Annotated in this window: 14 protein-coding genes; 8 read left to right on the top strand and 6 right to left on the bottom strand. The window is 63.7% G+C overall.

The genetic code is table 11. The features are described from left to right. The first annotated feature begins 482 nt into the window (after positions 1-482). The 4 genes from ACOYYX_RS19930 to ACOYYX_RS19915 all read left to right on the top strand — a co-directional run bounded on the left by ACOYYX_RS19930 (position 483) and on the right by ACOYYX_RS19915 (position 5,649). Entirely contained in the window at positions 483-1,478 is a 996-nt protein-coding gene (locus ACOYYX_RS19930) for a DUF1559 domain-containing protein (protein ID WP_422923024.1), read from the top strand. Between the two features lie 130 nt (positions 1,479-1,608). Then, complete coding sequence (locus ACOYYX_RS19925) at positions 1,609-2,982, top strand: carboxymuconolactone decarboxylase family protein (protein WP_422923023.1); 1,374 nt, start codon at positions 1,609-1,611, stop codon at positions 2,980-2,982. Between the two features lie 302 nt (positions 2,983-3,284). Beyond that, entirely contained in the window at positions 3,285-4,061 is a 777-nt protein-coding gene (locus tag ACOYYX_RS19920) for a tetratricopeptide repeat protein (protein WP_422923021.1), read from the top strand. Positions 4,062-4,248: 187 nt separating this feature from the next. Then, the gene (locus tag ACOYYX_RS19915) at positions 4,249-5,649 is read left to right on the top strand and encodes a DUF1501 domain-containing protein (protein WP_422923019.1); all 1,401 of its coding nucleotides are present in this window, start codon (positions 4,249-4,251) and stop codon (positions 5,647-5,649) included. 1,538 nt (positions 5,650-7,187) lie between these two features. Here ACOYYX_RS19915 and ACOYYX_RS19910 read toward each other — a convergent pair. Continuing rightward, positions 7,188-8,510, bottom strand: a complete 1,323-nt coding sequence (locus ACOYYX_RS19910; protein WP_422923018.1) for a glycosyltransferase family 4 protein — start codon at positions 8,508-8,510, stop codon at positions 7,188-7,190. A gap of 925 nt (positions 8,511-9,435) precedes the next feature. Between ACOYYX_RS19910 and ACOYYX_RS19905 the strand changes: the two genes are divergently transcribed. Both ACOYYX_RS19905 and ACOYYX_RS19900 read left to right on the top strand, forming a co-directional pair. Continuing rightward, entirely contained in the window at positions 9,436-9,777 is a 342-nt protein-coding gene (locus ACOYYX_RS19905) for a sugar transferase (protein WP_422923016.1), read from the top strand. Between the two features lie 232 nt (positions 9,778-10,009). After that, the gene (locus ACOYYX_RS19900) at positions 10,010-13,231 is read left to right on the top strand and encodes an ATP-binding protein (RefSeq protein WP_422923015.1); all 3,222 of its coding nucleotides are present in this window, start codon (positions 10,010-10,012) and stop codon (positions 13,229-13,231) included. Here ACOYYX_RS19900 and ACOYYX_RS19895 read toward each other — a convergent pair. From ACOYYX_RS19895 to ACOYYX_RS19885, 3 genes are all read right to left on the bottom strand, one after another. Then, entirely contained in the window at positions 13,203-14,663 is a 1,461-nt protein-coding gene (locus ACOYYX_RS19895) for a sigma-54-dependent transcriptional regulator (RefSeq protein ID WP_422923013.1), read from the bottom strand. The genes ACOYYX_RS19900 and ACOYYX_RS19895 overlap by 29 nt on opposite strands. Before the next feature lie 516 nt (positions 14,664-15,179). Beyond that, positions 15,180-16,922: an SMP-30/gluconolactonase/LRE family protein gene (locus tag ACOYYX_RS19890; RefSeq protein WP_422923012.1), complete on the bottom strand. Its 1,743-nt coding sequence runs from the start codon at positions 16,920-16,922 to the stop codon at positions 15,180-15,182. A gap of 903 nt (positions 16,923-17,825) precedes the next feature. Further along, positions 17,826-18,218, bottom strand: a complete 393-nt coding sequence (locus tag ACOYYX_RS19885) for a cupin domain-containing protein (protein ID WP_422923010.1) — start codon at positions 18,216-18,218, stop codon at positions 17,826-17,828. A gap of 604 nt (positions 18,219-18,822) precedes the next feature. Between ACOYYX_RS19885 and ACOYYX_RS19880 the strand changes: the two genes are divergently transcribed. Continuing rightward, positions 18,823-19,116 carry a hypothetical protein gene (locus ACOYYX_RS19880; RefSeq protein WP_422923008.1) on the top strand — a complete coding sequence of 98 codons (294 nt, stop codon included), beginning with the start codon at positions 18,823-18,825 and terminating at the stop codon, positions 19,114-19,116. 518 nt (positions 19,117-19,634) lie between these two features. On the opposite strand, the gene ACOYYX_RS19875 is transcribed toward ACOYYX_RS19880, so the two are convergent. Further along, positions 19,635-20,042 (bottom strand): ArsR/SmtB family transcription factor, encoded by a 408-nt coding sequence (locus tag ACOYYX_RS19875; protein WP_422923006.1) that lies wholly within the window; start codon positions 20,040-20,042, stop codon positions 19,635-19,637. A 403-nt stretch (positions 20,043-20,445) separates the two neighbouring features. After that, positions 20,446-21,777: a PQQ-dependent sugar dehydrogenase gene (locus ACOYYX_RS19870; protein ID WP_422923004.1), complete on the bottom strand. Its 1,332-nt coding sequence runs from the start codon at positions 21,775-21,777 to the stop codon at positions 20,446-20,448. A 1,016-nt stretch (positions 21,778-22,793) separates the two neighbouring features. Here ACOYYX_RS19870 and ACOYYX_RS19865 point away from each other — a divergent pair. Next, positions 22,794-23,927 (top strand): AIM24 family protein, encoded by a 1,134-nt coding sequence (locus tag ACOYYX_RS19865; RefSeq protein ID WP_422923002.1) that lies wholly within the window; start codon positions 22,794-22,796, stop codon positions 23,925-23,927. Positions 23,928-24,053: the final 126 nt, after the last annotated feature.

Here is a 24,053-nt window from a genome sequence, read left to right as displayed (position 1 = left end):
AACTGGTTTGAGCCCTGGTGTTTGGGAAGAGATCGCGAGTCCTCGCGGTCTCTCAATCCCGAGTCTCTCGGGGCGAAGTCTGGCCAGGCTGCGGGATGATTCTACGGCCTCATCTTCCAGTCCTCGCGTAAGTCGACCAGGCCAAACCTGTCGCGCAAGCCCTGGGCCACTCGCCTGCGGCGTCTATCGGCGTTCCATTTTAAGAATGCCTCGGAGCCCGAGGACCATGTCAGGTCCTCGCCCGCAGACTCGCGGCGGATGGTCCTTGTCGGTTCGGGACGGCGGCTGAATCCAAATGCAACGACCTTGCCCGCGGCCATGATGCTCGGCCGGCATCGTCGAGAGAGATCGCGACCCGAAGGTCCGGGGCATGACTCGCCCCGGAGGCAACGCCAGGGCCGACGATCTCGATATGTAAACGAAATATTGAAAACGTGATCATGTTATTGGTTCATTCGGAATCGTATTTCGAGGTTGAGATCATGCAGAGCCGACGTCGAGGTTTCACCCTGATCGAGCTGCTGGTGGTGATCGCCATCATCGCGGTTTTGATTGCCTTGCTCTTGCCCGCCGTCCAGGCCGCCCGCGAGGCCGCCAGGCGCTCGCAGTGCGTCAACAACCTCAAGCAGATCGGGTTGGCGATGCACAACTATCACGACGTAAACGGCACGCTCCCGCTGGGGCGGACCCTGCAATCAGGCACGTATCGCCCGTTCTCGCAGCAGGCCCGGATCCTGGCGTACATGGAGCAGTCGAACATCTTCAACGCGCTGAACTTCAACCTGAGCAGCTACGACGTCTCGAACGTGACGGGCGCGGCGACCACCGTGAATAGCTTCCTCTGCCCGTCTGACACGGGGGCCCAGCCGCCCGTCGGCCAGGTCCTCCCCGGGTTCGGGTGGGGCGTGATCAACTATCGGGCCAACGAGGGGACGAGCGTCGCCATGTGGTACGGCAATGACGACGTGAACAAGGTCAACACCGCCTTGCCCGCGCCCAACGGCCTCTTCTTCAGCAGCCAGGCGATCCGGATCGCCGACATCCTCGACGGCACGAGCAACACCGCCGCGTTCAGCGAGCACCTCGTCGGCGACTTCAGTCAGGCGATCGCGACGGAGCTCAGCGACACCTTCCAGCCCGGCACCTATCCGGCCACCCCGGACGAGGCCTTCCAGATGTGCCGCTCGACGGTGATCTCCGACCTCAGCAAGCAAGGGTATTCCAACGTGGGAGCCCCCTGGATCTACGGCTACCACTCGACCACCAGCTACTGGCACTCGGGCCCGCCGAACACCCGCTCCTGCATGTTCCCCCCCTCGCGCATCATGACGGTCGCCAACAGCCGGCATTCCGGCGGCGTGAACGTCGGCCTGGCCGACGGCTCGGTGCGCTTCATCAAGAGCTCGGTCAATATCGCGAGCTGGCGGGCCCTCGGCAGCCGCAACGGCGGCGAGGTCCTCAGCTCCGACGCATTCTGATGCAGGCCAGGTCCCTTGGACCGGGGGGGCGGTCTCTTCGACGGGCCGGCCCCTTCCGCTCGACTCCTTATGAGACATTCACGATTCCGCGAGGGAGGATCCAGGTATGAGATGTGGATTGCCGACGGCGTTGTGTTCGTTGTTGGTGCTGGGCGGCTCGGGCCTCGGCTTCGGGGCCGAGGAGTCGACGGCCAAGGATGTCCCCCCCGTGATCGCGGGGACTCGCGACGAGCTGAAGCAGCAGCTCGAGGACTCGAAGCAGTCGCACCCGAGGTTGCCGCTGCCCGCGCCGACCGAGCAGGACATCGCCGAGGCCAAGGCCAGGGCGGCAGAGGCCAAGACGAAGGCCTCGACCAAGTCGTCTCGCCCCACCGCGAGCGGGCTCGGCGGCGGCATCGTCAACAACGGCCGGATGAGGAAGATCTACCTGCCCGCCGAGTTTAGCGTACCCGGCTTCTCTCGCGAGCCGGATCCCTCCTTGACGGTCGATGACACGTTCAAGGTGATGTTCTTCTGGATCGTCTCGCGCATCAACAATTGCACGTACTGCCAGGGGCATCAGGAGGTCAAGCTTTCCGCCGCCGGCGTGAAAGAAGACACCATCGCCGCCCTCGACTACGACTGGAACGAGTTCACCCCGGCCGAACGTGCGGCGTTCGCCTTCACGGTCAAGCTGAGCAAGGAACCGCAGGAGATCACGGGCGCCGACATCGACCGCCTCCGCTCGTATTACAAAGACACGCAGATCATCGAGATCATCACGGCGGTTGCCGGGTTCAACTGCATGAACCGCTGGACCGGCCCGCTGGCGATCCCGCAGGAGCCGCACCGGATCTACCTCACGAAGACCGCGGACAAGTTCCAGGGCAAGAAGAGCCTGGTGGCCCCGCTCGACCCGGCGGCGACGAGCCTCGCCTGCGCCAAGCCGTTCGACCGCGGCCCGCTCGAGTCACGCTCCGAGGTCGAGGCCGCCCTGAGCGCCTGCAAGGCCCGGACCCCGCGCCTCCCGCTGGCCGACGAGGCCCAGACCCGCTCGGTCCTGCCGGCCGACTGGACGGTCTCGGGCGCCGTGCCCCAGTGGGCCCGGCTCCTGGCGAACTTCCCCAAGGCGGGCAAGAGCTCCATCGCCTCGACCTACTACTCGCAGGTCAAGGGCAAGCTCGATCCCAAGCTCCGCGCCGAGATCGCCTGGGTCGCCGCGAGGAACGACCGCGCCTGGTACGCCCTGGGCCATGCCCGCCGCCGGCTCCATGAGCTCGGCCTCAACGACGACGCCATTTTCAAGCTCGACCAGCCGGACGACTCGGTCCCGGCCCCCGAGCGCAAGGTGCTCGCCCTGGCCAAGAAGATCACCGTCAACCCGGCGCTCGTGACCGACGCCGACATCGAGGGGCTCCGCAAGACCTTCTCGGATCATGAGGTCGCCGAGATCGTCCATCAGACCACGATGGCGGCCTTCTTCGACCGCCTCACCGAGGCCGCCGGCCTCGCGCTGGAAAACTGATCCGGCCGGCATCGACCACGGACAAGGAGGGCTGGGTGCCGAGGCAATGCCTCGGTGTCCGGTCCTCTTTGTTTTTGTTGATATTTTTCAAACTTGCCTTCGAAGACCGCTCGGTTCCATGCCCCGACGTGGACGACCCTCGGAGAGCGCGGCCCGACCTTGGCAACCATCCCGGGCGCGGGCTACGATACAGAAGGGCCATCCGTCGATCGGGAAATCCCCCGGCCGACCCGTAGGGCCCCTGAAATCTGCGGCATGTCTGGATATCAACGGTCGAACTTGCTTTAGCGAGGACCTTGAAAATGCCACGTCCGTCGTCCTCGATCGTGATGGGTTCCGTCCTCCTCCTGGTCTCGGCGGGCCCGGCGGTCGCCGACGGGATCCCGGTCTCGGCCCTGAGGGACTGGCAAGATTTCAACGACTATGGATGGATAGCCCTCGGCAAGAACGACTATAATAAGGCGGAGAAGCGGTTCCGGGACGCGATCAGCGTGGTGCGTCCTTATGAAGCGAAGGACCCTCGTCCGATGGCCAGGAGCTATGGGGACCTCGCGCGGACCCTCTATCACCAGAAGCGCTACGCCGAGGCCGCACCTCTGGCCCGCTGGTCGCTCGAAGTCCGGGAATCGAACCCCAAGACCACCCCCGAGGCCCTCGTCCAGAGCCTCTACGTCCTCGCCATCAATGAACGCGCCCAGCGCCATTACGACGCCGCGGAGCCCTTGCTTAAGAAGGCGATGATCCTCCAGGAGAAGACGCTCGCGCCCGGGTCCCCCGACCGGGCGGTGATCCTCGACGAACTCGCCATCGTGGCCTGGGGTCAGTCGCGTAACGTTGACGCCAACCGGTTCTTCACGCTGGCCCTGAAGATTCGAGAGGCCGCGCTTCCCGCCGAGCACCCCGACATCCTGGAGTCGCTCGAACACTACGCCGCCTTCCTCCGCCAGACCGATCGGGTCGCCGACGCAGAGTCGTACGAGGCGAGGGCCAAGGCCATTCGCGACAGCATGGCCGAGCAGGCCATCGAGCTGAAGGCCATGGAACTGGAGAGCCGGAGGCAGAGCGCCCGCTCGCGCTAGACTCCAGCCGGGTCCCGCCCGGGGTCGCCCCTCCTCGCGATCTCGAGAACGGTCCCAGGCCGTTCATCCCTCCGAGTCCCTTCGTGCGAAACTCCTTGCGAGGGCAGGGGGTTCAAGCTATGTTTGAGAAGTGTTCCGCGGCGATGTGCTCGGCGGGACGGTGCGGCATCCGTCGAGATTCGCGCAGATGATCAGGCCAAACGCTCATCCGATCGGCATCGTCCGCCGTGAGTTCCTCCAGGTCGGCTTTTCCGGCGTCCTGGGCCTGGGTCTGAATGGCCTGCTGGCAGGGCGGACCCCCGCCCTGGGGGCGGCCGGGCAGGGGAGGCCGAAGGCGAAGTCAATGATCTTCGTCTTCCTGACCGGCGGGCTCAGCCACATCGACTCGTTCGACATGAAGCCGGACGCCCCCGAGGGGATCCGGGGCGAGTTCCAGCCGGTCGCCACGAGCGTCCCCGGGATCCAGTACTGCGAGCACCTGCCCGGCCTGGCGTCGCGGGCCCACATGCTGGCGGTCGTCCGCTCTCTGTCGCACGAGCACACGAACCACCTGAACGGCACCCACCAACTCCTCACCGGGCACCCCCAGCCGGGAGCCTTCTTCGACAAGATCGCGTCGAGGGACGACTACCCCTGCTATGCCTCGGTGCTGGACAAGCTCCGGCCCTCCGAGGCGGGCGTCCCCAGCGGCGTCACCTTGCCGACCTTCCTCATGGAAGGGCCTCTCACCTGGCCCGGGCAGCATGCCGGGTTCCTCGGCCCGAAGCATGACCCCTGGCTGATCCGCCAGGATCCGAGCCAGCCCGGGTTCCAGGTCCGCGACCTCTCCTTGCCCGAGGGACTCGACGCCGATCGTGTCCGGCGCAGGCGGGCCCTCCTCGACGACCTCAGCGGCTACGCCGGGGTCGGTTCCGGTAGCATGGTCGGCGGTAAGGACCCGTTCAGCGAGCAGAGGGCCCAGGCGTACTCGCTCCTGTCGTCGGGTCAGGTCGCCCATGCCTTCGAGATCGAGCGCGAGGATCCGAAGGTCCGCGACCGCTACGGGCGGCACATGTTCGGGCAGTCGCTGCTGATGGCCAGGCGCCTGGTTCAGGCCGGGGTCCCGATCGTCCAGGTGAACATGGGGCACGTGCAGACCTGGGATACGCACTCGGGTAACTTCACGACCCTCAAGGGAAGGCTCCTCCCTCCGACCGACCAGGGGGTCTCCGCCCTCCTTGACGATCTCCTGGCCTGCGGGCTGCTCGACGAAACCCTCGTCATCGTGGCGGGCGAGTTCGGCCGCACGCCTCGGATCGGCATGAGCACCGGGAACAACAACACCCGGGACGGTCGCGACCACTGGGCCGCCTGCTTCTCGGCGGTCTTCGCCGGCGCTGGTGTTCGAGGTGGCCAGGTGATCGGCCAGTCCGACAAGATGGGGGCGCATCCTGCGAGCCGGCCCTACTCGCCGGCCGACTTCGCCGCGACGGTCTATCACGCCCTCGGCATCGACCCCACCACCGAACTCCAGGATCGCCTGGCCAGGCCGATTCAACTCTGCAAGGGCGAGGTGATCGCCCCGCTCTTCTCGGGCGACTCGGCCTGAGTGAGCGGCCGGGTCCAACGACCTCCCAACTGGGTCACCGTGCGCAAGAATCCAGGGCAGCTACCTCCCAGAGAGGTGGCAGTCCCGGCCCAGAGGAGCATGAGGGGGGAAGGATGGCCTGGCGTCTGGCGGAGACTCCCGGCTCGTTGACATCGTCGGGTCGATCCCGGTCATGGATCGAAGGGCGGCTTCGTCCTCGCGGATTCGGCCGTCGTCGGCGGGAAAAGGGCGGGAGCGGGTCGTCGCTCGCGGGGCGAAACGACATCGTTCCGCCCCCACCTAATTTCGATACAAGCTTCGATCCATCTGTGGGGTTCGGCCACTCCCGGTCCGGGGTGTCGGCTTCGACGGCGACGACTTCGTCGCGATTCGGGACGCTTGATTGATTCCAGCCTTTTCCTGCTCGCTTCACCCGGTCGTCGGGGACTGCGTTGGGGTCAGGGACGGCGACCCGTCTCGAGAGACTGCATCGCGGCTTCGCATTCGAGATTGCTGCGTCGCATTCGTCCTCGCAACATCGCGAGGGTTTCCACGGGGCTTTGCGGGTCTTCGCAAGGGTGTCGCGTCGTCGCGGTCGGCAGCCATCGGCAAACGAGGACGTTCGTCGTCCGGAAATCCGCTCGATTCGGCCACGACATCGTGGAGTCCGCCAACTTCAGCGTTGGAGCTGGGGGACTGGGATCGATTCCGACGCAGCATTCGTCGCTGTGCCGTGCGAAAACTCTCGGCCGTCGATCTGAAACTCGCGAACATCGCCGAAGATTCGTCGTCGAATCATCACTGCTATGAACCACCATCAGCACCGACACCTCGAACCGTCGACAGACGTGACAGAGTCCGTCGAACTCGCATCTCCGATCGCTGTCCGGCTGGCGACGTTCATCGTCGTTCAACCTCTTGGCGTCTTCGAGCGTGTCTCGCATCGTTGCGAGCGATTGATATTTAGGTTAATGCGAAGGGGATGCCAAAGCGCCAGATCGCGATAATTCTCACGGAGCCGAAGGAAGTTTTGATCCCTCAGAGTGACAGGATATCGCGTGAAGTTGGAGCCTTGATCTCACGCAAAGCCTTAAAAAATAAGGGGTTTGGCCGCGTCCTCGTGGTTCTGGAGATCCGGCGTAAATTCTTTCTCGAACCGAAACGAGGCGGCTTCCAGGGCGAGGATCCATGCCTCACAGCCTCGGGGCTCCAATCATTTTGAGATAAAGACCACCATTCTGAGCGTGAGAATTGAGGCAATTCTCACTCGTCCGTGCTCGGGGCGATTTATCTCCATCCTCTGTATCCATCGATAAGAGGGCGACGTGGAGCTTTGGCAGAGGCGAATGAGACGACGAGAGGCATTGATCGACGCCGAGGCCCCACGCTCGTCCCTGCCCTGCTGAGGCCGTGGACGCGGCGTCGCGGGAGAAATGGAGGCACGCCCGCCCTGTCGTCGCAGGTGAGGCGATGACGGGGCGGGCGTGTAAGGGAAAACGAGCGGCTGCGATGCGGTATGAATCGAAGAGGGCGATGAGACGAAGTCGAGGCGATGAAAATCAGGAAAGCATCTTGGATAGCAGCCGCTCGGGATATTCGGTGACGGAACCAGGCGCGGAAGGATAGATCGGCTCGGGAGACGAGTTGCCGGGCTGATCGGCCGCCCAGACGAAGAGAGATTTCAGCCTCTGGACGCATTCGTCCCGGCTGAAGTGCTCGCGAACCCACGATTGCCCCTGTTCGCCCAGGTGCGTGGCGAGGTGGGGGAAGTTCAGGAGCCTCGAGAGGGCCAGGGTCAGCCCCCGGACGTCCTCGGCCTCGACGAGCAGGCCATTCTGGCCGTCGCGGACGAGGTCGGGGATGCCGACCAAGCGGGTCGACACGGTCGGGACGCCGCAGGCCAACGCTTCCATCAGGACCTGCGGCAGGCCGTCCATGTCGCCGTCGCGGTCGCGGACGCAAGGCAGGGCGAAGATCTGGGACGAGGCCAGGAGGTACGGCAGGTCTTCCTGGAGCACGTTGCGGCCCGACAGGTAGACGACGTCCTCGAGCTGATAGTCCTGGATCAATTGCGTGAGGTTGTAATGCTCGGGGCCCGAGCCGGCGATGATGCACTCGAACGAGTGACCGTCGGCGCGGAGCAGGGCGCAGGCGGCGATCAGGTCGGTGAATCCCTTCTTCTCGACGAGCCGGCCGACGGAGACGATCCGGGTGGGGATCGCCTTGGGGACGTCGGAGGCCGTGTCGGCGAGCCGATCCACGTCGACCCCACAATAGATGACCGGGACCCTCGCGGGGTCGGCACCCAGCTCGACGTAGAACCGGCGGTGGAACTCCGAGATGCAGACGATGAACCGGGCACGCTGAATCTTGGCCCGGAGCCCGATCCGCTGGATGAACAGGTCGTTGGCGTGGCCGGTGAAGCTGAAGCCGATCCCGAGCAACTCCGCGGCATGCATGGCGACCGAGGTGGCGGCGTTGGCCCAGTGGGCGTGGATGTGTCGGATCCCCTTGTTCCGCCACTTCACCGCCAGGACCGTGGCGGGGATCGTCTGGAAGATGAGGTTCATCCGCTGCCGCGGCCCTTCCGCAGGGCCGAAGACCGCCTTGCTCAGCATCGACCAGAACCGCCAACCGAACAGCAACGGGGCGCAGAGCAGGGCGAGGACGACCCGGAACCGCCGGAGCGGGTAGATCGACTGGACGCGATCATGGAGCCCGCAGAGCGATTCCTTCTGATGGAAGGTCGCTTTCTTGACGGGATAGATCGAGACGACCTCGAGGGGGACGCCCGCTTCGATGAGCCCCATGGCCTCATTGCAGACGGTCGCGTTGTTGAGGACATCCATTCCAAGGTAGCCGATTCGCGGTTCCCCGGCCATTTGATCTCGCCTCACTTCGGTTGGGGGTGTTGGGTCGGGCATGCGGCAAAGAGCCGGGGTCGTGTCTTGCGGCGGTCGGATCTGCCGGTGTCGGGCCCGTCCGGGGTGCCTCGATCCCGATGCCTCGACGCTCCCGCGTCGGCGAGCGGCCAGACCCCTCTCGCCCGGACGGATGCGTCAATGGCTGATCGGTCGCGAGCATGGAGCCCCAATCGGCCTGACAGGGTGGCATATCGACGGCCTCATGGCCAGGACCATCCTTTAAAAATGTGATCGATTGAGTGCGAATGACGACGCGATTAGGAGCAGCAACCTCTCGACGTCGGAACGGGTTGAGGTCGCGAGTGACGACTGCGGCGACATCGAAAGTGAAGTGCTGGGCCTTGGCCCGGAAAGGTGCCGGAGGCGAGCCCTCCCGGTCCCGTCGCACCTCGAACGACGAGGTCAACCGTCTTGCGGCGACGCGGCAAGAACCCGGCCGACTCCTTCGACTCGACCGTTGGCGTACTGGGCCATCCACGTTTCGTGCCAGACCCGGATTTCGCGACGAATTCCGTGATTCGTGCATGACTCGACCGGGAATTGTCTCATTCTGATACGCGCGGCCGTCTCTCGATGAGGCAGTGAGGCAAGGTGGGCCGGCGTCGGGAAAGGAATCCAGGCCAGAAATCCCGGAAAAATAAGGACATGGCGGGGCTTAAGCGGGGGTGACGACCCGTTGGCACACGAACTGCCATTACAGAGAGTGGAGCCACGATGAGATTCGTCGGGCAGAATGCCGCGAGGAGTGGGACTTATGTCGGTTTTCAACATGCCCGTCGATGGGCTTGGGCGAAGTTGCCCGGGAATGGCGCCCGACCCGAGCCCGACCGACGCTCACCTCGGATTCTTCCTGGGCGATGGGTGGAAGAGGTGTGTCGATGCCGTGCTTGCCGGACTGGCCCTCGTCGTCTTCTCCCCGCTCATCGCGGTCCTGGCGCTCCTGGTGAAGATCGATGGTGGTTCGATCTTCCTCCGACGACGTCGGGTCGGCAGGGATGGCGCGGAGTTGTGGACCTATGCGTTCCGCTCGGAGGCGGCCGAGGCCGACCGCCGTCGCGACGGGCTCGTGACCCGGAACGCGAACGGCCAGCTCGACGTCACTTTCAAGGTTAACGGGGGTATGCGATTGACGAAGGTGGGCCGCCTCCTCCGCAAGACGAACCTCGACGAGATGCCGAAATTCTGGAATATCTTGCGCGGGGAGATGAGTTTCTTCGGAGACTGACGAAACAAACAGACGGGAGCCGGGTTGAAACCAAGGCCTCGGGGGTCCCCGGGGCCATTCCGTTGCGTCGGCCGGAGGATGGGCGGTCGTTACCAGCGAGAGACGAGGCGAATGGTGCGGGAGATCGAAGCCCTGGAATTTCCGAACCGAATGTCGCCGCTGCCCGGGTTCGAGCCGTGTCCTCCCTCCCGGGACCCGGCCTCGGCATCGACTCTCGCCATCGAGGCCATCGATGAGTGACGAACGCGAGCTGCTCGCCGCCGTGCTGGAGTCGACGAGCGCCCTCGTCATGTTGCTCGGCCGCGACGGCGACGTCCTCGAGTTCAACCGGGCCTGCGAGCTCGCCAGCGGCTTGCGATTCGACGAGGTCCGGGGCCGTCGCCTCGGGGCCTTCGGCCTGATACCCGAATCCGAGCGCCTGCTGAGGCCGGAAGGCTTCGCCGACCGCGAGCCCCGATCCTTCCCGCGGGAGCACGAAGGGGTCTGGCTCTCGAAGGGCCGGGGACGCAGGATCATCACCTGGACGGATAAAGCCGTCCTCGCCCCCGACGGCTCGATCAAGTCGGTCGTCCGCACCGGGATCGACGTGACCGAACAGCGTCGGGCCGAACGTCGCCTTGCCACGCAGTTCGACACGCTACGCGTCCTGGCCGAGGTCAAGGACGAGGCGGGGGCGATCGCCGGCTGCCTCGAGGCCATCACCCGGGGCCTCGGCTTCGAGCTCGGCGAATACTGGGCCCTCGAAGAGTCGACGAAGCTGCTTAAGTTGGCCAGAACCTGGCGTGGCCCACTGCCCGCCCTGCGAGCTTTCGAGCGGATCTCGCAGCGGTATGCCTTCACGAAGGGGCAGGGGTTGCCTGGCCGGATCTGGGCGGAGGGGCCGTCTTCGTGGTGGGTCGAGGATCTGACGCACGACCCCCAGTTCTTGCCGACCGCCCCCGCCATCGCGTCGGGCCTCCGCAGCGGGTTCGGGTTCCCGATCGCCGACGGCGGCAACTTCCTCGGCGTCATGACTTTCTTCACGACCGAGACCGTTTCGAGCGACGCCGCGCTGACCGCCACGATGGCGAGCCTCGGCTCGCAGATCGGCGAGTTCCTCCGCCGCCGCCGCGCCGAGGATCAACTCCGAGACAGCGAGGAGCGGCTGCGGACGGTCATGAACGAGGCCCCCGTCCTCCTCTTCACCCTCGACCCGAAGGGGGTCGTCACGCTCGCCGAAGGCAGGGCGCTCGGGACTCTCGGCATGACTTCGAACGGCGTCGTCGGCCGGTCGATCCACGACCTCTACGCCGAGCACCCCAAGGTCCTCAGCGACCTCGCCCGCGCCCTCAAGGGCGAGGCCTTCATCGAGTGTGCGGAGATGAACGGGGCCTTCCTCGAAGGGCACTATTCGCCGCTCCGGGGGCCGGCCGGCGAGGATCGCGGCGTGATCGGCGTGACCGTCGACATCACCGAGCGCAGGCGGACCGAAGGTCGCGTGCGGATGTTCGCCGCCCTCGTCGAGAACAGCGGCGACTTCATCGCCATGGCCGACGCCGACGGCAAGGTCAACTACATCAACCCCGCCGGCCGGGCCCTCGTCGGCCTCGAGGGCCGAGGCCCCTTGCCGGCGCGGACGATCGCCGAATTCCTCGACGACTCGACCCGGGCCGTCATCGAGAACGAGGCCCTACCGGCCGTCGCCAGGGACGGGCACTGGGTCGGCTCGGGGCAACTCCTCGGGTCGCTGGGATCGGCCCGGGTCGACGTGCAGATCAACCTCTTCCTGGTCCGAGAGGCGGAGAACGCCCCGCCACTCTGCCTGGCGGCAATCCTTCGCGACGTGACGGAGCGGACCCGCGTGGAACAAGAACTGACCCGGGCCAGGGACGCCGCCGAGGCCGGCAGCCGCGCTAAGAGCGAGTTCCTGGCGAACATGAGCCATGAGATCCGGACGCCGCTGACGGCGATCCTCGGCTCGAGCGACATGCTCCAGGACCGCTCGCTGCCCGAGAGCCTGCGGACGATGGCCTTGCAGACGATCAGCCGCAACGGCGAGCACCTGCTCCAGATCATCAACAACCTCCTCGACCTCTCCAAGCTCGAGGCCGAGCGGGCCGAGCCCGAGATCACGACGGCCTCGCCCGCGGCGATCATGGCCGAGGTCCTCTCGTCATTGAATGTCCAGGCACGGGGGAAGGGGATCGAGCTGGTCGCGAGCGCCGAGGGGCCGATCCCTCGCCAGTTCGAGACGGATCCCACCCGATTGCGTCAGATCCTCTTCAACCTGATCGGCAACGCCATCAAGTTCACGAGCACGGGGACGGTCTCGGTGAAGCTCGGGATCGAGTCCCCGTCGGTCCGATCGGTGGGTAACCTCGTCATCGGGGTCCGCGACCAGGGGATCGGCATGACGGCCGAGCAGGTCGCCCACCTGTTCACCCCCTTCTACCAGGCGGACAGCTCGCACACACGCGTCTTCGGCGGCACGGGGCTGGGCCTCTACATCTCCCAGCGCCTCGCCGAAAGCCTCGGCGGCCACATCTCCGTCGAGAGCGAGGTGGGGGTCGGCAGCTGTTTCACCCTTAGACTCCCGGTGAAGGTCGACTCCGTCGAGGAGTTGTTCAACACCGACGACGACCTCTTCGCCGTCATCGGGACGAGGTCGGCCATGGACGACTCCCTGATCGGCCCTCTCCGCGGCCGGCTCCTGCTGGTGGAGGACAGCCGAGACAATCAGCGCGTGGTTTCATATTATTTGGAGCGGCTCGGGCTCGAGATCGAGATTGCCGAGAATGGCCGGGCGGCGGTCGACATGGCCACCTCCTGCCATTACGATCTGATCTTGATGGACATGCAGATGCCCGAGCTCGACGGCTATGCCGCCACGCGCCTGCTTCGGAAACGAGGCTACTCGAGGCCGATCGTCGCCCTGACCGCCCACGCACTGACCGGGGACGCGGAGAAATGTTACGCGGCGGGTTGCGACGACTACCTCCGGAAGCCCGTCGAGTGGGAACGGCTTTCAGCCACCCTGCGTCGTCACCTCGAGCCGGGCGGCGATGCCACCAGGGACGAGGCCAACGATATGTTCTCCAGCAACTCCGCCGAATGGTCGTCCCACGACGATTCTCCCCTGGTCTCGGAATTCGCCGGCGACCCGGGCTTCATGGAACTCGTCAGGGACTATGTCGACGACCTGAAACTCCGGATCCCCGAGCTCCAGGGCCACGCCGAGGGGGGCCGGCTCGACTCGCTCGGCGCCGCCGCGCACAACCTCAAGGGGAGCGGCGGGATGTACGGCTACTCGGAACTCAGCGAGATCGCCGGCCTGCTCGAGGACGCGATCCGGGAGCAGCGGGAGCGCGACCTGATCGGCGCGCTCGCCGAGGAAGTCGTGGGGGTGATCCGTCGCATTGAGCGAGGCCTGGCGCTCTCGACGGGCGTCAGCCCAGGTGAATCCCATACCGTTTGATCTTGCGATAGACGGTCGCCTGCCCCAACCCTAGCGTCCTGGCGGCCTCGCGCACGTTCCCTCGCGAGCGCCTCAGGGCGTCCTCGATCGCCTGCTTCTCGATCTGGTCGATCGGTCGCAAGGGCTCGTCCCCTTCCGACCCGGGAGTGAGGTCCGAGGCGACCGGGATCGAGTCGCTGGGCGTCGACATCGACGAAATCGGCTGGTAGGGCGCCGAGGAGGGGTTCAGGATCTCGGGCGGGATGGCGTCGAGGCCGATGATCGGCCCCGTGCTGAAGATGCCGAGGCGCTCGACCATATTCTCGAGTTGCCGGATGTTCCCCGGCCAGTCGTACTGCGAGAGGGCGTGCAAGGCCTCGGGCGAGAACCCGTCGAAGGCGCGGCCATATCGGGCGGCGACCCGGGCGAGGAAGTGCTCGGCCAGCTTGCCGATGTCCTCGCGGCGATCCCGCAACGGGGGCAGAATCAAGGGGACGACATTCAAGCGATAGTAGAGGTCCTCGCGGAGCTGCCCCTTGCGGACCTGCTCGTGGGGGTCGCGATTGGTCGCCGCGATGATCCGGACGTCGACGGACCGCTCCTTGCTCGAACCGACCCGCTGGAAGGTCCGCTCCTGGAGGAAGCGCAGGAGCTTCGACTGGAGGCCGACATCCATCTCGCCGATTTCGTCGAGGAAGAGGGTCCCCTGGTCGGCCGCCTCGACCGACCCCTGCTGCGGCTGATCGGCGCCGGTGAAGGCCCCTTTCTCATGGCCGAAAAGGGTGCTTTCGACGAGCTCACGGGGCAGGGCCGCCATGTTCAGGGCGATGAACGGCGCGTCCTTCCGGCGCGACTGGGCGTGGATCGAGCGAGCCGCCACTTCCTTGCCCGTGCCGCTCTCGCCCAGGATCAGGACCGTGGCGTCGGTCGGCGCCACGCTGGCGATGAGGGTGCGGAGCCTCTGGATCGCCGGGCCGTTCCCCACGATCAAGGGGCCCTTGGGGGCCTCGGTCCCGGGGGGTCCAGCCGTCGATTTCGAAGTCGACCGGACCTTTTCCGCGGCCGAGGCCGTCGCGGTCGCCTTGGCGATCGCGTCGCCGATGAGGACCTTGAGCCGGTTCAGGTCGGGGGGCTTCGTGAGGTAGTCGGTCGCCCCGAGCTTCATGGCGGCGACGGCGCTGTCGATCGTCCCATACGCCGTCATCATGATGATGACGAGGTTGGGGGATTTGCTCACGAGGTCGCGGAGCACCTCTACCCCGTCGTGCTCGCCGAAGCGGACGTCCAGGAGCAAGACGGAGGCGGGTTCCCGATCGAGCTCGCGGTAGAGCTGCCCCTTGTCGATGGCCAGGGCGACGCGGCATCCCCAGCTTTCCAGGTGGAACTTCAACGCCTTCAATACATTCGGGTCGTCGTCGGCGATGAGGATGAGCGGCGTCTTGGGTGTGGCCATCGGTTCGGCTAGCTTTTCCGTTAAGGGTGAGGCCGGCGACCGTCCGACCAGCATTTGTCCATGATGATCGTCTTGGCACCACGGGACAAGCGCGGTAACCCGAATTCGTACGCGGCCGACGCCCGCCAGGGCGCAACCTCCTCAAATCTATTGTGCCATACAGAACGCCACGAAGGCCATCAAAGGAATGCCAGGCCGTCGCTCAAATGACCGCTCTGTGGCGACTCCTGCGAGGTTTGATGCGCGTCGTGGAGATTATGGCCATACGAGAGAGCGGCCATCTTCCCTCGGCGAGAGCACGTTCGGGGTTCGGTTTCCCCACTCTGGATTTCAGTAATATTTGGGGCGATTATTATGAAGGTTAAAAAATATGATGATGAAAGTTGGATTGGCGAAGAGTGCGCTTTGACTGCCGAGTGACTGACGATTACCGGCGAGTTCCTCGCGAGGCTCCCGGTCGAAGGCCTCGGGCTCATATATGCCGGAGGCCTTCGCGGATGACCGGTAATCCGGGGATCAGAGTCGCGGGGCGGCCGGCTTGATCGGGGCCTCGAAGGCGTTGGCCCCCTTGACCTTGACCTTACGCTTGTAGACGCGATCACCGCAGGTTGCGAAAAGGATGTCGAAATCCTTGCCGCCGAACCCCAGGCTGGCGATCTTCCCGTTGGGGGTCGGGATGATGCAGTTCACCCGCCCGGCCTGGTCGCAGACCTGGATCCCCATGCGCGTTGCCACGTAGAGCCGGCCGTCGCGATCGACCCGCATCCCGTCCGCCGCGCTGTCGTCGGCCGAGTCGGGGACGTGCAGGTGGAAATAGCGCTGCTTGTAGGCCAGCGACCCGTCGGGCTGGATCTGGAAGCTGTAGACCCAGTGCGAGCGGAACTCGGCAACGTAGAGGAGCGACTGGTCGGGGGAGAGCGTGACGCCGTTGGGGAACTTGAGGCCGGTGTCGACCTCCTTCGACTCTCCCTTCGGGCTGATGTACCAGACTCGGCCCGGCTCATTCGCGTTCTGGCCGGGGTTGGTCGCGTAAATGCTGCCGTCGTGGCGAACGACGAGGTCGTTGGGGCGGAACCCTTCGGCGATGACCGTCGGCTTGCGGTCCGGGCCGAAGGCGAGGATCCTGCTCGTCCCCGTGGCCGCGACGTAGAGCCGACCGTCGGGGCCGAAGGCCTGGCCGTTCCCCTTCTGCGTGTCTTCGAGGTAGGTGCTGACCTGGCCGTCGAGGCCGACCTTGTACGACTTGCTGTTGGGGATGTCGGAGAAGAAGAGCTCGCCCTGGGCGTTGGCGATCGGGCCCTCGGTGAATTTGTACCCCTCGCCGACGAGGGTCCATCCCTCTCCCGGGATCAGGATCTCGCGGAGCTGGCTCGACCCTGCGCCTGCCTTGATCGGGGCGGGCCAGTCCTTCCAGAGCCAGCGCATGGCGTCGGGGAAGAGGGCCGTGCCGTGCTCGCCGTTGTGTCCCCCTTTGCCCCAGGCGTGGTTGACCTCGTACCCGGCGAAGACGAGCGCACGCTCCATCTCCTGGTTGGCCATCCACCAATCCCCCCCATAGATGTTCAGGTCGGAATCCCCGTCCTGGAGGAAGATACGCAGCGGCTTCGGCTCATATTTGCGCACGAGGGTCGGATACTCATTGCCCCCGCGCAATCCGACGTAGGTCCCGATCGTGCTGAAGACGCGCCGGAAGTCGTCCGGGCGCTCCCAGGCGGCCGTGAATGCGGCGATGGCGCCGCTGCTCGAGCCGGCGATGCAGCGGTCGTTGCCGGACTTCGAGAGCTTGATCGGGCGGCCGTCCGAGGTGGACAGCTTCTCGACCTCCGGCAGGATCTCCTCGAGGAGGAACCGGGCGTAGTTGTCGCCGAGGCCGTCGTATTCGTAGCTCCGATTGAACCGGTCGAGGGCCGCGTTCGACGGGGCCTTGACCCGCCCGTGCATCACGAAGACGCCGATGACGATGGGGATCTCCTTCTTGGCGATGAGGGAGTCGAAGACCTCGGGCGCCTTGTACTGGATCCCGTCCTGACTGATGTAGACGCAGGCGGGCTTGGTCGGGTCGTACTGCTTGGGCACGTAGACCCAGTAGTCGCGGACCGTCCCGGGGAAGATCTTGCTCGCCTCGAAGACGTGCCTGGTCACTTCCCCCTTGGGGATCTCCTGCGTCGGCTCGGGTGCGGACCCGAAGCCTTGCGGCGTGACGCTGGCGAACAAGCAAAGGAGCAGCGGTGCGACCGTTCGTCGGCTAATACCTGGCATGGGGCGTCTTCCCTCTCGTCGGCCTTGGGATCTCGCTTGAGCGACACTCACACGACGGGCCAGATTCTAGCCCACGACCGAGGCCGAGGATATCGGCCAGCGTCGGCAGGTGATTGCCCCGGCTCATCGAATGGAGCCATTCCGCCGGCCAATAGCGAGCCGCTTAATTAGACTTTCCATGGCGAGAAGGGGTAAAGGCGGTGTAGTTAAGGAATTATCAAGTGAAAATATTTATTAATTCATTTTGTTGTTAATTGAATAACGTTGGTGGGTCTGTCGATTCAATATCGAGAAGTAACGGCCATGAGGGCAGCCATGTACTCATGGAGTGTAAGCTCGCCGGGGATCGACTTGGTAAGGGACGAGAATGAAGCTGGAAGTTGGGCCGGCGTGATGGCTTTGATAAGCGTGCGAGTGCCGTGGTGAACTGAATCACGCTCCAGTATCAGCATGCCGTAAGTCGCCGACGAGTGTGATTACAGATGGTCGTGGCGGGTGAATTGTCAGAGTAGTCGGATATGAAGCTTCGACATGTCAATTTGGATGCACCTTCGTGTGCAATGCGAGGCAAGCGAGGGGCATGTCGAGGATTTACGATTCCGCGAGGCGTGCGGATACCAGCCGACTCTCGCGGATCTTTGGGGGCGCAGGCTGCGATGGGAGGAAGAAAATTAGCCCGTGTGATTCAATCGGAGACCGTGAGGAGGATCAGATTGCGGCGATGCTGGGAACGACGAAGAAATACAAAATGAATTAAAAAATATCCAAAGGCGATGATCTCAAGGGTATCAGAGGATAAGCTGTCTTTGAGGCCCGGCCACCCCTCATTCGATCATCGCTCTATTGCCATGGGCGGTTGATGGCCGGGGCAGGAAACCTCGGTGATTTGCGTAATAGTTGCGTTCAGCCTTCGATCAGGACGTCTCGGACGACATCGGGGGCTTCGGGGTTGTGTGCTTCGGTGTTGAACCCGATGAGGATAATCGGGGACTGCCCGATGTTCTTGAACGCGTGCGCGATCCCCGCCGGGATCATGAACCGATAAACCTGCCCCTCGGGGATGACGACATCCTCGACGGCGTCGCCCGAGCGATAGCGGAAGAGGGCGGGGCCGAAGGCGACGGTGATCTCGGAACCGCGGCGATGGTAGTGGTTTCCGCGAATGCACCCGGGTTCGGTGATGACCAAGTGGACGTTGCGCTGGTCGGGCAGTCGGTCGGCACCGATCGGCTCGACCACCAGCCCTCGAGCGTCGACGGGGTAGGTCATCGGTTCGTAGGAAACTGTCGGTTCCACGACGTCAACCTCTCATTATGGACGAATGCGTAAATCGTTTCGGGCGGGTCCTGGCGGAAACGTGACGTCGTTTCAGACTCCCTGGATCGCCTCGGTTATCAAACTTGGTACAGACCAAGAGTACGACGACCAGGCGCTCGGCGCCGATTGTCAGTCACGGGCCTTGCCATCAAGGCGACACCCTGAGGGATTTCGGAGAGCTTGCGAGGGATAGCAGAAAGGGTAGTATCGGCGCAAATGCTCGTGAAAACAAGCAAAAGCGAACTTGCAGACTTCGATTTTTGTTGTTGACGACGGGCTGTCGCAAAGCCAAAATCCAAACCAATGGACGATCGGGTGAGGGGAGGGCAGGACGCTTGAAGCCTGAAAGCCTCCGGGCTCGACTTGATCCGTTAATGATGATCGACTTCGCCATTGCGGCGGGGCCAATCCGATCTTGCCTAATTTTTTTTGCAGGATGTCTTGATACAGGGCGTTGCGAAGTGGCGCGTCCGTGACAACTAGCAAGTAGGCTGGTTGGAATACAAACCACTACGCCCGACGCTCAGGAACTGGGTCGTCGTCCGTCTTTGTATTACGCCTCGTGGCGAGGGAGCCAATTAAGATGAGCTATCAGGTCGACTTCTCGTGGGATTCGATCCCTAATGAGGGCATTTCCGCCTCGGATGGAATGCACTCGCCGTATAATCCGGTAGCGAATGAAGAGCTATTTCAAGCCTGGTGCCAAGAGCGTCACGAAAGTATCGAATTAAAGCTTTTTCTCGACGAGGCCCTCGTACTGCTGAAGCGAGTGCTCGCCGAAGACGTCGTTTCCCACTCGAACCGGAAGCGTGTCACCCAACTCGTGAAAGCGATCCGGGTCGCCCGGGCTAACGGATGCAGCCCGTCCTCCAAGTGACGAACACTTCCTCGAGAATCGACGGAGCGTCGGCCTGGCTTTTTCCCGTCGGGTAAAAAAGTTGCCATCGCGTCTCCCGAGTCGATCGGCCAAGCCTTCGGCCTTTCCCCGGTTCCTGACGATGAGGTGAGGAGCGGGGCTCGATTACCAACATGAAACAACGCGGACGACCTCTGGCAGGTCGTCCGATTTCTTGCGCGCCCATCCCAAGCAGCTTCGCCTGTGCAGTTTACTTCCTGCGCCAGGTGCCCCCGGTTCTCGCATTTCTCTCGTGTGATTCTCGCTGCCAGCATGACGAGAGTCTTCCACCGGACTGGAGATTAGGTGAGTCCGCGCGCTCGACGGGTGGGGGAAGAGGGTGGGCAGGGAGATCAGGCCGAGCGTCGAGGCAAGCTGTGTTGCGGAAAATCAACGGCTCCAACCCGGAGAGTGACTGGAGCCAGGAATAGACCAACCGGGGAAGATCTTCGACGGACAAAACATGCGGGGGGCGATTAGCCCCCCACGGACTGGCGATCTCAGCCGCCGGTGTACTGGAGCGTGAAGTCGTGGAACTTGACGCGCTTGGGGATCTCGCCGGTCGCCGAGAAGAGGCTGACGAGCAGGTCGCCGAAGGCCTCGGAGCGGACGCTGTAGAAGTTGTGCTTGCCTTCGCGGCGGGCTTCGATGAGGCCCGAGACGCGGAGCAGGGCCAGGTGGTGGCTGACGGCCGGCTGGCTCTGGCCGAGGCGGTCGCAGAGGTCCGTGACGTGCAGCTCCTGGTTGCGGACCAGGTAGAACAGGATGCGGAGGCGGGTCTCATCGCTCAGGAGGCGGAAGACCTGGACGAGCTCGCGGACGGACTGCTCGGAGACCTGCGAGGCGGGGGCGGCCGGGGCGGCGGCCTTCGGGGTGGCGGACTCACGCTTGGCGGACTTGACGGCCATGACTGGCTCCTGTGGTGGTGATGATTGAGTGGGACGTCGCCAATTTCAATTATTTAGCTAGCAACGCTTGTGCCAAGATTCCTTATAGGTCGCAATTAATTACAAGTGGCTGCGACGCGAACGATGAGCCAATTCATTCATCGTCCTTCTACATCTTAGCATCGAATTGTCGAACATTAAAGGTGACCACGCGTGATTGTCAATAAGTCACTCTTGTTTTGCAATCTACGACCGATGTCGATGTGATTGGATTCGGATCGGACGTGGATTTGATCAAATGCGGGCGACGTGATTAGAGAGACTGGTACGACTACGAGCAACCGTCCGATATGTGTCGCACGATTGCTCGAAATCGCAGGTGATACTTGTCAATGTTTGTAAAGGACGAAGAGGGGCGGCCGGGTCACTGGTCGGTGCCCGTGCTCTGCGGGGTCCTCTTCAGCAGGGCCCCCTCGGAGTTGGCCGGGACGAGTTCGTGGATCTGCTTGTCGAAGGCCAGGATGAGCAACTCGCCCGAGGGATCCTCGGCGAAGCCGGCGATGTTGAGCTTGGGCTGCTTGGTCACGTCGATGAGCTCGGCGCTGACAGTGGCCTTGCCGTCCTTCTCACGCAGGCCCCAGATGCGACCGGTGTCGTAGTCGCCGTAAACATACACGCCCTCGAGCGAGGGGATGGCCTTGCCGCGGTAGACGTAGCCGCCGGTGATGCTCTTGCCGTCGTCGGTGCGATCGCCGCCGCCCTGGCGGGGGCTGTGCGGGTATTCGGCGATCGGCGGGCTGATCTTCGAGGCCGATTCGGGGCGCTGTCGGCGCTGGGGCTGGAAGGGGTGGAAGGCCTCGCGGATGCTCCAGCCGTAGTTGCCGCCATTCTTGATCAAATGGACCATTTCCCAGAGATTCTGCCCGACGTCGCCCGCCCAGAGGTCGCCCGTCTTGCGGTCGAAGCTGAACTTCCACACGTTCCTCAGGCCGATGCAATAGACCTCGGGTGCCCAGTGACCGAACTTCGGCGACCTTGCGGGGTTGTCCTTGGGGATTCCGTAGAGCTTGCCGCTCTCGGGATGGTCGACGTCAACCCTGAGGATCGAGCCCCACCAATCCCTGGGGTTCTGGCCGGTGGTCAGCGGGTCGTCGGCGGCACCGCTGTCTCCCAGCGAGATGTAGAGGAACCCGTCGGGCCCGAAGGCGATGCATCCACCATTGTGATTTTCGAACGGATCCTTGGCGCTCTGCCAGATCCGCTTCTCGCTCGATGGGTCCGCCTTGCGGGGGTCGTCTTTCGAAACGGTGAAGCGGGAAACGACGGAACGCCGATCCACTCCATCTTTATCCGTGTCCTTGGCGGAATAGTAGACAAAGAATTGGCCATTTTCTTTGTATTTGGGGTGGAACGCGAGGCCGAGCAGGCCTTCCTCGTTGCCGCGATTGATCGGGTCGGGCAATTCGAGAAATAGTTGCTTGTCCGATGTGGACCTGTCGTTGGGGAACGACCAGACCTTGGCGTCGTGCTGCTCGATGACGAAGAGCAGATTGCTGCCGTCGTTGGGATAGTCGAGCGAGACGGGGCGTTCGAACTTGAGGTTCGGGAAGGCGACCTTGGTGCTCAGCTTGGGGAGGGCCGGCGCTTCGGGCTCTGCGGCGTCGAGCGTGGGGGCGGCCAGCATGCCTGCGAGGATCGCCAGAATTCCCCCCGCACGCAATTGCCGTCGGGCGAGGAGCACGAGGTGCAACATCATTCGAATGTCTCTCCAGTGGGGATTGGGCCGAAGCGAGCCGGATTCGAGGGGGAGATGTGAGGGAGGAGCTTGCTCGCTCGCTTGGCTCGGAGAATAGGAGAACCAGACGATATATCCGAATCTCTTGAGCTCATCCCGGGGCGAGCCGAAGCGGACTCGACGGGGACGACAACTCCCAATCCGACTCATTTCGTGCGTTCATGCCAAGACGGTATCGAGTGTAGCGCCAAGGCCTTTCAATCGCAAGCTTATGACCCGTGTCAGAGACCTGTTTGTGCCCGCGAAGGCCGTTCATTCGTCGCGAATGGAACTCGAGATTCGCTCCCACGTCAATTCCAGCTCACTCACATCCCGACCCTAGACTTGCTTCGATCACACACAAGATTCTACCGAAGCAGCCAAGTGCAAAGCCTCGTCGATGATCCTTCTGCCCGCCATTCCTCGGCATTTTCGACGTGTTCAGGCTTCGGAAGATGAAGGATTTTTCATCTTCGCGATGGATGGACGGCCCATTCGTCCCAACGGATGAGCGTGGCAAAAGGATGAGTCCTGGGCTTGAAGTGCAGATCCGAGGGCTCGCGTCGGCGCTTGGAAAGGCGCGGCTTTCGCCTTTGATTCCGGCTCTACACCCGATCTTCATGGCCGACTTCGACCCTACGAAACAATCACTGCCTCCTCACTCCAAAATCAGCCCGACGCATCTGTGAGCATTGCTCCCTTGCATACATGCAGATTGACCGAGCGATGAAAACAGGGGAATGTCTCCAAGGGAGTCCCTTGTTCGCGGGGGGCACGCGAGACTCTCCCCGGCTGCGAAAAATCAGGCGAGACGCATCGGCTCGCTTCATTCGTCTCAAAGATAGGACAACAATTTGCCACGAGGGCACATCCTTGGCGGAATGAAATTCGGATGCGAGTGATGAAGGGTTTGGCCGCGACTTTGCGCAGGATCTCTGGGAGGATGTCTGGCGAGGGGGAGACAGCCCCTTCGTTACCAGGCAATTGCGGGAGTGGACATGGCAGCCGAGTGGTATTTCCGCGAGTTGGCGGGCGAATTCGGGCCCTTCTCACCGACTGAGCTCGTGCAACTGGCTTCGGAAGGGAAGATCGGGCCGCAGACGGAACTGAGGAAGGGGGAAGGGCCCTGGATCGCCGCCTCGAGGGTCGCCGGGCTCTTCGATCGCGACTCGCCGGTGAAGGGGGCTGCGGACAAACGCGCCGTCGCGCCGCCGCCGATCCCGGATGCGCCGACGCCGGCTCCCGCGCCTACACCCTCTCCGACCCCGACGACCTTCCAATCCGCACCCGCCGTGCGCGCGGGCGGCCTCGGGGGCTCCGCGAATTTCGAGGTGCTCGACGAAGCGGAGTCGGGGGGCTTTCGGGTCGAGATCCTGGCCTATCCCAAACTCGGAGGGGCCAAGGACGCCCAGACGGCCGCAACCGTCTACTTCGCCAACGAGGCGGGGATCAAGCTGAAACAGGTTCGGATCAGTTTGAACAAAGGCGAGGCGATCGTCGAGTCGGGGGCCCTCCACTTCATGGCGGGCCGGCTCCAGATGGAGAGCAAGATCGGCGGGGTCTCGGGCCTTGGCAAGGCCATGATGAACAAGTTCGTCACCAAGGAAGCGGCCGTCATGCCGCGCTACCGAGGGACCGGGCAGATCTACCTCGAGCCCTCTTTCAGTCATTTCCTGATATACCGACTCTGCGGCGAGGAGCTGATCGCGGACAAGGGGATGTTCTACTGTGCGGAGGGCTCGCTCGACATCGGCTCGGCGATGCAGAAGAACGTCTCGTCGGCGCTCTTCGGCGGCGAAGGCTTCTTCCAGACGCGGATCCGCGGCGAAGGGCTCTGCGTGCTCGAGTCCCCCGTGCCGGCCGACGAGGTCCTGAAGGTGGACCTCAAGGACGAGACCCTCCAGGTGGATGGGAACTTCGCCCTGATGCGCACGGGGCGGATCGAGTTTTCGGTCGAGAAGTCGACGCGCTCACTCCTGGGAACTCTCACGAGCGGCGAAGGCCTACTCCAGACCTTCCGGGGCACGGGTTCGGTCTGGCTCGCCCCCACGCAGAGCGTCTACCACCGACTCATGATGGGGGGCATTTCCGGCATGGGACAGGCCTCGCGAGGTTCACACACGGCGACCTGAGCGACTCGCCGGTATCATGCACGGATTCAATGTTTGTTTGTGAAAATGTAAAGAGACGTTAAGGAAAGATCGTCGGCCGGTCGGAGGGGCGGCCTGCTCAACGCCGATGTGGCGAGAGCGAGGCTA

Origin of the sequence: Singulisphaera chitinilytica (genome assembly GCF_049331405.1) — a bacterium.
GTDB lineage: Bacteria > Planctomycetota > Planctomycetia > Isosphaerales > Isosphaeraceae > PoT.
The sequence above is the reverse complement of the archived record's forward strand: the minus strand, read 5'-3'. Positions and strand labels throughout refer to the sequence as shown.

What these genes read in the sequence shown, in the direction of transcription:
- ACOYYX_RS19900 (WP_422923015.1), top strand. Translation starts at nt 10,010, where the DNA reads ATGAGTGACGAACGCGAGCTGCTCGCCGCCGTGCTGGAGTCGACGAGC.
- ACOYYX_RS19875 (WP_422923006.1), bottom strand. Translation starts at nt 20,042, where the DNA reads ATGGCCGTCAAGTCCGCCAAGCGTGAGTCCGCCACCCCGAAGGCCGCC.
- ACOYYX_RS19920 (WP_422923021.1), top strand. Translation starts at nt 3,285, where the DNA reads ATGCCACGTCCGTCGTCCTCGATCGTGATGGGTTCCGTCCTCCTCCTG.
- ACOYYX_RS19895 (WP_422923013.1), bottom strand. Translation starts at nt 14,663, where the DNA reads ATGGCCACACCCAAGACGCCGCTCATCCTCATCGCCGACGACGACCCG.
- ACOYYX_RS19865 (WP_422923002.1), top strand. Translation starts at nt 22,794, where the DNA reads ATGGCAGCCGAGTGGTATTTCCGCGAGTTGGCGGGCGAATTCGGGCCC.
- ACOYYX_RS19890 (WP_422923012.1), bottom strand. Translation starts at nt 16,922, where the DNA reads ATGCCAGGTATTAGCCGACGAACGGTCGCACCGCTGCTCCTTTGCTTG.
- ACOYYX_RS19910 (WP_422923018.1), bottom strand. Translation starts at nt 8,510, where the DNA reads ATGGCCGGGGAACCGCGAATCGGCTACCTTGGAATGGATGTCCTCAAC.
- ACOYYX_RS19915 (WP_422923019.1), top strand. Translation starts at nt 4,249, where the DNA reads ATGATCAGGCCAAACGCTCATCCGATCGGCATCGTCCGCCGTGAGTTC.
- ACOYYX_RS19870 (WP_422923004.1), bottom strand. Translation starts at nt 21,777, where the DNA reads ATGATGTTGCACCTCGTGCTCCTCGCCCGACGGCAATTGCGTGCGGGG.
- ACOYYX_RS19880 (WP_422923008.1), top strand. Translation starts at nt 18,823, where the DNA reads ATGAGCTATCAGGTCGACTTCTCGTGGGATTCGATCCCTAATGAGGGC.
- ACOYYX_RS19930 (WP_422923024.1), top strand. Translation starts at nt 483, where the DNA reads ATGCAGAGCCGACGTCGAGGTTTCACCCTGATCGAGCTGCTGGTGGTG.